Annotated in this window: 13 protein-coding genes; 3 read left to right on the forward strand and 10 right to left on the reverse strand. The window is 63.7% G+C overall.

Annotation, left to right across the window (positions count from 1 at the left end; translation table 11 throughout):
• Nucleotides 1-46: 46 nt before the first annotated feature.
• The 10 genes from FB548_RS10610 to cmk form a co-directional block, all read right to left on the reverse strand.
• The gene (locus tag FB548_RS10610) at nt 47-391 is read right to left on the reverse strand and encodes a tRNA-binding protein (RefSeq protein WP_142124754.1); all 345 of its coding nucleotides are present in this window, start codon (nt 389-391) and stop codon (nt 47-49) included.
• Nucleotides 392-396: 5 nt separating this feature from the next.
• Nucleotides 397-1,695, reverse strand: coding sequence for an FAD-binding oxidoreductase (locus FB548_RS10615; RefSeq protein WP_142124755.1), 1,299 nt, complete (start codon nt 1,693-1,695; stop codon nt 397-399).
• Between the two features lie 60 nt (nt 1,696-1,755).
• Complete coding sequence (galU, locus tag FB548_RS10620) at nt 1,756-2,658, reverse strand: UTP--glucose-1-phosphate uridylyltransferase GalU (protein WP_142124756.1); 903 nt, start codon at nt 2,656-2,658, stop codon at nt 1,756-1,758.
• Entirely contained in the window at nt 2,655-4,568 is a 1,914-nt protein-coding gene (locus FB548_RS10625) for a nucleoside-diphosphate sugar epimerase/dehydratase (RefSeq protein ID WP_142124757.1), read from the reverse strand. Before FB548_RS10625 ends, galU begins: the two co-directional genes overlap by 4 nt.
• Nucleotides 4,569-4,586: 18 nt before the next feature.
• Nucleotides 4,587-5,561, reverse strand: a complete 975-nt coding sequence (locus FB548_RS10630; protein ID WP_142125049.1) for a lipopolysaccharide biosynthesis protein — start codon at nt 5,559-5,561, stop codon at nt 4,587-4,589.
• The gene (lapB, locus tag FB548_RS10635; RefSeq protein ID WP_142124758.1) at nt 5,561-6,739 is read right to left on the reverse strand and encodes a lipopolysaccharide assembly protein LapB; all 1,179 of its coding nucleotides are present in this window, start codon (nt 6,737-6,739) and stop codon (nt 5,561-5,563) included. Before lapB ends, FB548_RS10630 begins: the two co-directional genes overlap by 1 nt.
• Before the next feature lie 3 nt (nt 6,740-6,742).
• Nucleotides 6,743-7,024, reverse strand: coding sequence for a LapA family protein (locus FB548_RS10640; RefSeq protein ID WP_142124759.1), 282 nt, complete (start codon nt 7,022-7,024; stop codon nt 6,743-6,745).
• Between the two features lie 71 nt (nt 7,025-7,095).
• Nucleotides 7,096-7,401 (reverse strand): integration host factor subunit beta, encoded by a 306-nt coding sequence (locus FB548_RS10645; RefSeq protein WP_142124760.1) that lies wholly within the window; start codon nt 7,399-7,401, stop codon nt 7,096-7,098.
• Between the two features lie 97 nt (nt 7,402-7,498).
• Entirely contained in the window at nt 7,499-9,190 is a 1,692-nt protein-coding gene (gene rpsA, locus FB548_RS10650; RefSeq protein WP_142124761.1) for a 30S ribosomal protein S1, read from the reverse strand.
• 155 nt (nt 9,191-9,345) lie between these two features.
• On the reverse strand, nt 9,346-10,023 hold the full coding sequence (cmk, locus tag FB548_RS10655; RefSeq protein WP_142124762.1) for a (d)CMP kinase: 678 nt from the start codon (nt 10,021-10,023) through the stop codon (nt 9,346-9,348).
• Between the two features lie 174 nt (nt 10,024-10,197).
• Here cmk and ykgO point away from each other — a divergent pair, with 174 nt between their 5' ends.
• The 3 genes from ykgO (at nt 10,198) to FB548_RS10670 (ending at nt 11,823) form a co-directional block, all read left to right on the forward strand.
• Nucleotides 10,198-10,323, forward strand: coding sequence for a type B 50S ribosomal protein L36 (gene ykgO, locus FB548_RS10660; protein WP_010342887.1), 126 nt, complete (start codon nt 10,198-10,200; stop codon nt 10,321-10,323).
• Nucleotides 10,324-10,433: 110 nt separating this feature from the next.
• Nucleotides 10,434-10,763 (forward strand): hypothetical protein, encoded by a 330-nt coding sequence (locus FB548_RS10665; protein ID WP_142124763.1) that lies wholly within the window; start codon nt 10,434-10,436, stop codon nt 10,761-10,763.
• 28 nt (nt 10,764-10,791) lie between these two features.
• Nucleotides 10,792-11,823 (forward strand): agmatine deiminase family protein, encoded by a 1,032-nt coding sequence (locus FB548_RS10670; protein WP_142124764.1) that lies wholly within the window; start codon nt 10,792-10,794, stop codon nt 11,821-11,823.
• The last annotated feature ends 109 nt before the right edge of the window (nt 11,824-11,932 follow it).

Consider the following 11,932-nt stretch of genomic DNA (forward strand, 5'->3'; position numbering starts at 1 on the left):
AAAAAGGCGCCCCAAGGCGCCTTTTTCGTCGTTGCGGTGCCTTCACTCACGCCATCCGCGTACCATTCGGCACCGGGCGCTCCACAGTGGTGATGACCACGCCGGCGTCTGTGTGGAAGCCGGTCAGCAGGAACTCCGACAGGAATCCGCCGATCTGCTTCGGCGGGAAATTGATGACGCCGACGATCTGCCGCCCGACCAGATCCTCCGCCGAATAGAGACTGACGATCTGCGCGCTGGTCTTCCTGGTGCCATGCGGCCCGAAGTCCACCCAGAGCTTCCACGCCGGTTTGCGCGCCTGCGGTAAGGCCTCGACCTTCATCACCGTCCCCACGCATAACGCGACCCGTTCGAAGTCGGACCATTGGATGACGTCTTGCGTTGCCGTCATGTCGGTCACCTGCGCTCCATCCTGTCTTTCCATGCGTCCTTGAACTCGGCCCACCAGTAGCCGAGCTGCGCGCCCAAGAAGCCCGCCGGCTTCAAGGCCGACACCAGGCCATAGTCAGAAAACTCACGCCACCGCGGGTCTTCATGGGCGATGGCACTAGCGATGATCTCGCCGGCGAACGTGGTGGGCGCCACGCCATGCCCCCCGAAGGCCTGCGCAAGCCATAGTCCGTCCTCCACGCGCCCCACCTGCGGCATCTGGTGGCGGGCATAGCTCATCAACCCCGACCACGCGTAGTCGATGCGGACGCCTTCGAGCTGGGGAAACACCTTCAACATGTCGCGATACAGCAGCCTACGGACCGCTCCGGCAGACCGGTCGACTACAGAGATGCGTCCTCCCCACAACAACCGCGTGTCGGGCAGCGGGCGGTAGTAATCGAACGCGAACCGCGTGTCGTAGACCGCGGCCTGCGTCGTGAGCGCGTCCTGCATCCGCGCATGCAACGGTTCAGTCACCATCACGTAGGTGGCGATAGGCAACACACCTGCGTCGACGCGGCGGTGCAGACCCGCAAGATAGCCGCCGCACGCCAGCACCACATGGCGTGCGCTGACCTGCCCCTGCGGTGTAATCACGCGCCAACCCGCGCCGTCCCGCACCAGCGCTGTCGCCGGCGAACGCGCGAACAGCGAAACCCCCTGCTCCTGTGCCACGCGGGCGATGCCGCGCGCGTACTTCAGCGGATGAAAGTGGAAGGCGTCGGGCTCGAACAGGCCATCGTGGTAACGATGCGTCTGGATCTGGCTTCGCAGCGTTTCCTGCGGCATCCATCGCCAGTCCTGACCGTAATGATCCGCCAGCAGACGTTGCCGGTTCCGCAGCACCTCCGGATCCTTGAACCAGTTGGCCCAAATGATGCCGGCGTGCGTGTCGTCGCAGGCGATGGCGTGGCGTGTGATGCGTTGCCGGATCAGGTCGACAGCCTCCGTCGTGCCGTCATAAAGCGCCTTGGCACGCGGGGCACCCAGCTCACGCAGTAGCGCATCTTCGCCTCGGGAGAATCCCCCGAACACGAAGCCGCCATTGCGTCCGGAGGCGCCATACCCGGCCACCTCCGCCTCGAGCACCACGACATCCCGAACACCCCGCTCCGACAACCCCAGCGCGGTATTGAGCCCGGCGAACCCGCCGCCGATGATGCAGACCGATCCTTCGACGCCCCCCTTCAGCACAGGCGATGCCGGGGCCGGGCCGGCGGTATCGAGATAGTAGCCGGCTCCGGATATGTCGGCTGCAGACATGGCATCCATCGAATGGTGCGGGACCAGCTGATCGAATCAGGTCTTCGGTGATGCGGAAACTTACTCGAGTTCGTGCACGCCCAGCTCGTTCAACGCGTCCTGCATCATGATGCGGGCGGCATCACTGAGCTTCTCGTGGTCGAGTGCGTAGCGGATGGTCGCTTCGATGAGGCCGATGTGCGTACCGCAGTCGAAGCGGGTGCCCTTGAAGCGATAGGCATGTACCGGTTTTTCGGACAGCAGCGCTGCGATGGCATCCGTCAGCTGGATCTCCCCGCCGGCGCCGGGTACCGTGTTTTCGAGAAGGGCGAAAATGCGCGAGTCGAGTACATAGCGGCCAACGACCGCCAGATTGCTCGGTGCAACTTCAGGCTTCGGTTTCTCCACGATCGCGCGGATGCGCCCTTCCCGGCCGGTGAAGGCGTCGGTGGCAACGATGCCATAGCTGCCCGTCTGGTCTTGCGGCACATCCTGCACCGCGATCATGCTGGCGCCTGTCGTTTCGGCGGCATCGGCCATCTGCTTCAGTGCACCGGGCCCACGGTTCCAGATCAGGTCGTCGGGCAGCAGGACCGCGAAGGGTTCGTCGCCCACGATCGGCTTCGCGCACAACACGGCATGGCCCAGTCCAAGCGCCTCGGCCTGGGTCACGAACACCGCGCGCACATGGCTCGGCAGCACATTGCGCACCAGTTCGAGCTGCTCCTGCTTGCCCGCCCGCTCGAGCTTCTGCTCGAGCTCGTACGCCTTGTCGAAATAGTCCGCCACCGCATGCTTGTAGCGGTTGGTGACGAAAATCAGGGTGTCGCAGCCGGCCTCCACCGCCTCGTCGACCGCGTACTGGATCAGCGGCCGATCGATGATCGGCAGCATCTCCTTCGGTACGGTCTTGGTGGCGGGCAGGAAGCGGGTTCCTAGACCTGCGACGGGAAAAACGGCTTTGCGGATTCGGGCGGCGCTCATCGGGTCCTGCGGGCATCGCGGCCGGGGAATACCACGATGTTAGCCGAAGAATCGTCCTGTTCGTTTGACAACGGTGCAAACTCGGGAACCGCGATCCGCAACACCTCTCCCAACTCATTCGTATCGTACCGGGCGTGCGCTGCCCGCATGCGCTGCAGCGCAAGTTCGATGAATTCAGGCGCCACCTCGCGCGCAAGCGCTTTCATGATCTTGGAGTGAGATGTGGGTTGGTAGCGCTCCTCTGCATGGAAAAGCGTTTCATGCAGCTTCTCGCCAGGGCGAAGACCGGTGTAAACGATGGCGATGTCGCGTCCCGGCTGCCTGCCCGCCAATCGGATCATCTGCTCCGCCAGCAGCCGGATCGGCACTGGATCGCCCATGTCCAACGTGTAGATGGAGGCATGCGCTGCACCTGACGCGGCTTGCAGGATCAACTGGCACGCTTCGGGAATGGTCATGAAGTAGCGCGTCACGTCCGGATCAGTGACAGTGACCGGACCACCTTTGCGGATCTGCTCTCTGAAGAGAGGCACCACGCTACCCGCGGAATCAAGGACGTTGCCGAAGCGCACCGTGACGTATCGTGTTCCAGAGCGCGCATCATCAAGTGCCTGGCAGGCCATTTCCGCAAGCCGCTTGGTCGCACCAAGCACATTGACAGGATCCACGGCCTTGTCCGTGGAAATCAGGACGAAGGTCGCAACACCGGCTTCACGGCAGGCCCGCGCCACCGTCTCGGTCGCCAGAACGTTGTTGCCGATAGCTTCACGCAGGTGTCCTTCCAGCAACGGCACCTGCTTGTAAGCCGCGGCATGAAACACTGCATCCGGGTTCGCGATCCTCAACGCATGTTCAATGACCGCCGGATCTCCGCAGTTGCCGAGTATCGGAAGGACCTCGAGATCCGGGAAGGCGCGGCGAAGGTCACCCTGGATCGTGATGAGTGCCAGTTCGTCGATCTCAACCAGCGCTATCCGCTGGGCACCATGACGAGCGCATTGCCGGCAGAGCTCCGAACCGATGGACCCGCCTGCGCCGGTCACCATCACGGTCCGCCCCCCAAGCCAGCCCCGGATGAGCTTCCAGTCCGGTGTGACCGATTTCCTGCCGAGCAAGTCCTCGATCGCGACCTCCTTCAGGTCACCCGGCATGGACTGCCCCTCGAGCACATTGACCAGCCGCGGCACCATGCGGAATGGCAGTCCGGTGCTTTCGCAGATTGCTACCACGCGCTGCATGGCGGACGCATCCAGGGACGGCATGGCAATGACCAGCATCCGGGCCGCCGTCTCCCGCGCGACTGCCGCAGCGTTCTCCAAGCCGCCAAGAACAGGAATGCCCTGCAGCTTTGATCCGTGCAGTCGCGACGCGTCGTCCAGGAACGCGACAGGCTGGTATACGCCAGTCCGTCGAAGTTCCCTCACCAGGGCTTCCCCTGCCCGCCCAGCGCCCAGGATCAGGACCCGCGATGCGCTCTCGTTGCTGCGGTTGACCTGACTGTCCTTCCAGGCCCGATAAGCAAGCCGAGGCAACCCAAGCAGACCCACCAGGGCAAACGGATAGAATCCCAACACAGCGCGCGGCGTTGAACCGAATCGATTGTAGAAGAACAGACCAAGCACGACGCCAAGGAAACCCAAGGCGCACGCCTTCACGATGTTCCAGAGATCTGGAAGACTGGCGAAGCGCCAGAGGCCGCGGTACAGCCCCATCCACCAGAACACGGCACCCTGTGCCACGAGCACAATGGCGATCTCGTTCGACCAAAAGGGAAACGCCGGTGCGTGGGCCAGCATTGCATAGCGAAGGCGGTGCAGTACCTGCCAGCAGAGCCACACCATTGCCAGGTCATGGGCCGCCACGAGAAGACGTGGAATAAACCCGCTAAATCGATCCCGCCACGATTCCATCAGATCCCTCTCCCGGTGCTACCCGCCACGCCATCCTCGGCGCAATACAAACCACAGCGCCCAACCCGATCCGTAGACCGCGATTGCCGCACCCAACGTTGCCGTCGACCCAGCGTCCGGCAGGCAATATGTTAACAATAAGGTAACGCCGCCAAACATCATGTAAATCACGGTTACAGCGGCGTGCCCGAATCGACGCGCGCCGATCTGATAAAGATGGCCCACATGAGGCGTCCACCATCGTTCGCCACGGAGCATGCGCCCCAGCAACGTGAAGCCTGCGTCGACAAGGAATGCGCATAGAGGCAACAGCAACAGGGGGGCGCTCACCGGTGGCAGTACCAGGTAGGCGGCGGTGGCAAGCCCGGCCAACGCATAGCCCAATGCACCGCTACCCACATCTCCCAGGAAGATCCGGGCCCTGGGGAAGTTGAAGGGGAGGAAGCCGATACATGCCGCGAGCAGCGCGAAGGCAAGCCAGTGCCACCCCCCCATTAACAGACCGGCATAGGCCAGCGCCACCAATGCAGCCTGACTGGTCGCCAGACCATTGATGCCATCCATGAAGTTCCAGACGTTGACCAGCACCATGGCCGTACCAAAGGCCAGGATAGCCGGTAGCACTTGGCCGCTTTGCCCTCCAGCTCCAGCAGCCAAGGCCAGCGCCGCAACGGCCTGGACCAAGAGCCGCAACCAGGGCGACAACGGCCGATGGTCGTCCCACCACCCTACTCCGGCCACGATCAACAGCCCCGGCAGGAACCCCCACCACAACAGGTCCATCGCCCCTGCACCCAATGCCAGATAAAGGCCGGCCGCGGCAAGTACCGTCACGATCGCGATGCCGCCGCCGCGTGGCGTGGCGACGTCATGGCTGCGCCGTTCACCGGGCTGATCGAGAAGGTTGCCACGCAACGCATATCGACGCGCCAGCCAAGTTCCCGCGGCGGTACCTGCCGTCAGCAGCAACAGCCAGACGGGCAAACTCGGCATCAGACGACCGCGTAGTTCAACAGTGGCTTGATCGTGCCCCACTCCTTGCAACTCGGGCATTGCCAATGGTGCGTCCTGGCGCCGAAGCCGCACTGGGTGCACCGGTAGCTCGGATTCCGCACCAGCAGTTGATCGGTGATGTGCTTGAGATCATGCAGCGTGGCCGACGCGTCCGCACCTTCCGCCAACGTGAGGTCGATCAGTGCCGCTTCGCCGCGCACCGACGGCCGGTCCTTGAGCTGACGTGCAAGGTAGGCCCGTGCGGCGGCAACGCCGTCCTGCCGTTCGACCAGGCGCGTCAATGCCAGCACCGGGGCGATTCCCCGGTAGTGCTCGCACATCTCCGACAGGAATGCCCGCGCTCCGGACAGATCACCCACTTGCTCGTAGCCTGCCAGCAGGCTTGGCAACACCTCGGGAAGGTAGTCGGGGTCATGTCGTGCCGCGCGTTCGAACGCGCGAATTGCGGCTTCGGAATTGCCGGCATCAGACTCGATGCGGCCTTCGATGATGCCGGCACGTACGCTGCCCGCATCAGCCTGATAGGCGCGCGCCACCGCTGCGCGCGCCGCATCGACGCTGTTCGCCGTCCGGTGCCGCTCGGCCAGTTCGCATTCGAACTGGGCGATCAGTTTACCCATCGGTTCGGTCGTGACCTCTTCATAGCGTCGCGCATTGTCGATCGCTTTCTCCCAGTCGCGCTCGGCCTGGTAGATGCCAATGAGGTGCTTGAGCGCCTGCGGAGCACGTTGATCGATGCGTGCGAGATCGGTGAATACGGTTTCTGCGCGATCCAGCAGTCCGGAACGCATGTAGTCCTCGCCAAGCGCCAGCAAGGCTTGTACGCGCTGCGCATCACTAAGGTCGGCTCGTTGCACGAGCCCCTGATGCAGGCGGATGGCGCGATCCACCTCGCCACGACGGCGGAACAGGTGGCCCAGGGCGACCTGCGTTTCGAAGGTTTCCTTGTCGAGTTCCGCGATATGGAGGAACAGCTCGATCGCCTTGTCCGGCTGCTCATTGAGCAGATAGTTCAGGCCACGGAAATAGGTGCTCGACAGCCGGCTGACCTGCGTGTCGCCGTGACGTTGGCCGCCACGGCGACCGATGATCCAGCCGCTCAATGCAGCCAGTGGCAGGAACAGGAAAAACCAGAACCACTCGGTGAGGAAGGCCATGGGTCAGACGCCACCATCGAAGGTCGAGGTGCCTCCGTTTGATGCCGGGGCCTGGGCGCGATTCGCCTTGCGGAGTTTCGCGTAGAGCGGCCACACCAGTGTGGCCACCACGATGAGGCCGCCGATCACCACACCCAGCAACAGGGACAGCATGATGCCGACGCCGGATGACGTCTGGAACTCGGTGAAGAGCAGCTTCAACGTTATCGGCTGCGTATTCAACACGCCGATGATGAGTCCGTAGGCCAGGAACAGCAGCGCAACGACCAGGCGGAACATGTTCATCAGGCGACTCCTTGCAGGACGGCGCCTAGCTTAACGGAGTCGGCGCGGAACGACACGCACCCGACGAGGCGCTACTCCCCCGCCTCTTCGATGGGCGTCACGTCGCTGACGCGTTCGCGCAGCTCCTTGCCCGGTTTGAAGTGAGGAACGTGCTTGGCCGGCAACGCGACCGACTCGCCGGTCTTCGGATTGCGGCCCATCCTGGGCGGACGGTAATGCAGCGAAAAACTGCCAAACCCGCGGATCTCGATACGGTCACCCTGTGCGAGGGCGCCGCCCATCATCTCCAGCAATGCCTTGACGGCCAGGTCCACGTCCTCGGCCTTGAGGTGCGGCTGGCGGCGGCTGAGGATCTCGATGAGTTCGGATTTGGTCATCGCATGCGGAATTCGGACGGATGAACCCGCGCCGGCCCGGGTACTCCGGGCCGGCGGGGAACGGTACTGCTAGCAATACTGCAACGGCGCGAGCCGCTTACTCGGACTTGCCGCCATCCAGCTGTGCACGCAGCAGCGCGCCCAGGCTGGTGGTGCCGGTGGAAGCTTCGGCAGCGGACTTGTTGTACTCGGCCAGCGCCTCGGCGGTTTCGGCTTCGTCCTTGGCCTTGATCGACAGCTGCAGCGTGCGGCCCTTGCGGTCCATGCCGATGAACTTGGCTTCGACCTTGTCGCCGACCTTCAGGTGCTGACTTGCGTCGTCCACGCGGTCGTAGCTGATGTCGCGCGCCATCACGTAGCCTTCGATGCCATCGGCCAGTTCGACCGTGGCGCCCTTGGCGTCCACTTCCTTCACTGTGCCTTCGACCTTCGAGCCCTTCGGATGGGTCGCCATGTACTGGCCGAACGGATCCTGCTCCAGCTGCTTCACGCCCAGACTGATGCGCTCGCGCTCCGGATCGACCGCCAGCACCACGGCTTCCAGCGTGTCGCCCTTCTTGAAGTTGCGCACGATGTCTTCGCCGGTGGTGTTCCAGCTGATGTCGGACAAGTGGATCAGGCCGTCGATGCCACCGTCCAGGCCGATGAAAATGCCGAAGTCGGTGATCGACTTGATCTGGCCGGACACCTTATCGTTCTTCTTGTGGGTAGCAGCGAAGGTTTCCCACGGATTGGCGGCGACCTGCTTCATACCCAGCGAGATGCGGCGACGCTCTTCGTCCACGTCCAGCACCATCACTTCGACTTCGTCACCGACCTGCACGACCTTGGACGGATTGACGTTCTTGTTGGTCCAGTCCATCTCGGAGACGTGCACCAGGCCTTCGACGCCCGGCTCGATCTCGACGAACGCGCCGTAATCGGTGACGTTGGAGACCTTGCCGAACACGCGGCTGTTGGCCGGGTAACGGCGGGCGATGTTGTCCCACGGATCCTCGCCCAGTTGCTTCAGGCCCAGCGAGACGCGGTTGCGCTCACGGTCGTACTTCAGCACGCGGACATCCAGCTCCTGGCCGACTTCCACGACTTCGGACGGATGGCGCACGCGCTTCCAGGCCATGTCGGTGATGTGCAGCAGGCCGTCGATGCCGCCCAGGTCGACGAACGCGCCGTAGTCGGTGAGGTTCTTGACCACACCCTTCAGCACCACGCCTTCCTGCAGCTTGTCCATCAACTGCTCGCGCTCTTCCGAATGCTCGCTCTCGACCACCGCACGGCGGGAGACGACGACATTGTTGCGCTTGCGGTCCAGTTTGATGAGCTTGAACTCCAGCTCCTTGCCTTCCAGGTAGCCCGGATCGCGCACGGGGCGCACATCGACCAGCGAGCCCGGCAGGAATGCGCGGACGTCCTTGATGTCGACGGTGAAGCCACCCTTGACCTTGCCGCTGATGCGGCCGGTGATGGTTTCGTTCTTCTCCAGGGCTTCTTCCAGCTCGTCCCACACCATGGCGCGCTTGGCTTTCTCGCGCGAGAGGACGGTTTCACCGAAGCCGTTCTCGAGGGAGTCGAGTGCGACCTTGACTTCGTCGCCCACGCCCACGTCGATTTCACCGGCGTCGTTCCGGAACTGTTCGATCGGCACGATGCCTTCGGACTTCAGGCCCGCGTTGATCACCACCACGTCGTTGCGGACTTCCACGACGACGCCGGTGACGATCGCGCCCGGCTTCAGCTTGGCCAGATGGGTCTGGCTCTGTTCAAACAGTTCGGCAAATGATTCGGTCATTGAAAAATACTCGGTTGATGACACAGACCGGGCGCACCTGAGGATGCACCGCGATCCACCCGTTGTCGGCCGGCGCGGGATTGCTTGTGGCCGTGAGTGTTGTGGTTGTTGAACCGCACGGAGGATTCCGGGCGGACCTTCTGCTGGGCGGGAGCCTAGTCCGCGCGCGCCGGCACCAAAGCCAGCACGCGTTCGACGACGGCATCGATGCCAAGGCCGGTGGTGTCGATGAGGACGGCGTCTTCGGCCGGCCGCAGGGGCGCCACCGCACGCTGGGCGTCACGGGCGTCACGGGCGAGGATCTCGCGCAGCAGACCGTCGATTGTGACCGAAACCCCTTTGTCTTTCAACTGCTTATAGCGCCTTTCCGCCCGCTCGTCGGCACTGGCGGTCAGGAATACCTTGTAAGGAGCATCCGGGAAGATGACGGTCCCCATGTCCCGCCCATCGGCCACCAGGCCCGGCGGCCGGCGAAAAGCCCGCTGGCGCTCCTTCAGAGCGGACCGCACCTCGGGAATGGCCGCAATGGCGGACGCGAGGGCACCCGTGGTTTCCAGGCGCAGTTCGTCTGTGGCGTCCAGATCGTCCACGATGACCCGGAGGCCTTGCTCGGTTTCGCGGAAACTGACGCTGGTATCGAAGGCACACCGGACCAGGGCGGCAGGATCGGAGATATCCAGATCGGCCCAGCTTGCCGCAACGCCAACCGCGCGGTACAGCGCCCCCGAATCGAGGTAGTGCCAGCCCAATCGACCGGCCGCCAACCGGCTCACCGTGCCCTTGCCTGCCCCGGAAGGGCCATCGATGGTCAGGACGGGTGAGGTATCGGACATGGGGTCTCCTGAGGGGTTTTGGGCGGCATTATGATGTCGGCTGTCCTCGCCGGGGACACCTTCGGCGGCGCGCTTACGCAGGGCTTAGTGCAACCGCTTGATATGCCAGCGGAATTGCCGTTAGAATAGCCGGCTTCGTTCCACCCCATACTCTTTTACGCCGAGGTTCATCTCATGAAGGTCCTGTCCTCCCTGAAGTCGGCGAAGGCCCGTCACCGCGACTGCAAGGTGGTCCGCCGCCGCGGCAAGGTCTTCGTGATCTGCAAGTCCAACCCGCGTTTCAAGGCGCGCCAGCGCTGAGGAACGGCACTGCCGGCCCCAAGCCGGCAATGCGCTGAAAGCCGCCTCCGGGCGGTTTTTTGTTGTCCTGCATTTGTTATAAAAGGCAGATCACCCAGGGGAATCCCACCATGAGCCGTCGCGCCCTCGCACTTCCGTTGATCGCCCTGCTCGGCCTTGCCGGCCCGGCCTCCGCAGACACTTTGCTGATAGAGCGCGCCCAGGAAACGCCCGCGGCAGCGGCCCCAGTGCGTGGACAGACGGCAGCCGATGTCGAAGCCCGCTTCGGCGCTCCGCAACAGAAGCTAGAGCCACGTGGCGGCCAGAAGCGGCAATGGCCGGTGATCCATCGCTGGGTCTATCCCGGTTTCACCGTCTACTTCGAGAAAAGCCGCGTCATCGACGTGGTGCTGAACAAGGCTACCGCCGAAGAAATCGGCCCCAAGCCCCCCATCCGCTGACTGGCGCCCCGCGCGCCCCTGTAATCCGATGACCGATGCCTATCGCTTCCCCGCGGAGTGGGAACCCCAGTCCGCGATCCTGATCGCTTGGCCGCACGCCGAGACGGACTGGGCCGACCGCCTGGCCGATGTGGAGGAAACCTACGTCGCCCTGGTGGCCGCCATCACCCGCTTCCAGCCGGTGGTGATCTGCGTCGCCGACGACGACCTGCAGACCTATGCCGAAGCGCGACTGCGCTCGGCGCGGGTGGACATGGAGCGCGTGCGCTTCGTTCCCGCCGAATACGACGACACCTGGCTGCGCGACTCCGGACCGATCACGCTACGTGATGGCGAGCGGTTCAAATTGCTGGACTTCCGTTTCACGGGCTGGGGCGGCAAGTACGAAGCCACGCGCGACGACCGCCTGGTCGGCGAGCTCTCGGGTATGCAGCTATTTCATAACTACTTCGTCCAAAGCATTGATTTTGCTTTGGAAGGTGGCGCCATTGAGACCGATGGGACGGGCACCCTGCTGACGACGTGGCAGTGCCTGCACGAGCGACACCCCGACGCCTCGCGCGAAGAGCTGACCGACAAGCTGGCGCGCTGGCTGAAGCAGGGACGCGTGTTGTGGCTGGACCATGGCTACCTGGAAGGCGACGATACCGACGCCCATATCGATACCCTCGCCCGCTTCGCGCCCGGCGATGCCATCGTCTACCAGGCGTGCGACGACGCCTCGGATGCCCACTACCTCGAATTGCTAGCCATGGCCGCCGACATCGCGGCGCTGCGGACGGCCGATGGACGCCCGTACCGCGCGTTCCCGCTGCCATGGGCGCAGCCGGTGATCGATAACGGCCGCCGATTGGCAGCGTCGTACGCGAACTACCTGATCATCAATGGCGCCGTGCTGATACCGGCCTACGGCGATCCCGCCGACGGCCAGGCGGCCGCGGTGCTGGCACAGGCCTACCCGGATCGCGAGATCGTGCAGGTGCCGTGCCGCGCGCTGATCTGGCAGAACGGCAGCCTGCACTGCATAACCATGCAATTGCCGGCGGGGCTGCTCGGCTGAATTCGTCATCGGCGCCACGGCTCGTGGCACAGTGACATCAGTTGGGCGCAGATTGAACGCTTCGTTTACATCTCGCATCACACGATCCCGGATAACCACCGTTTCCCAT

Source organism: Pseudoxanthomonas sp. 3HH-4 (genome assembly GCF_006716465.1).
Taxonomy (GTDB): Bacteria; Pseudomonadota; Gammaproteobacteria; order Xanthomonadales; family Xanthomonadaceae; genus Pseudoxanthomonas_A.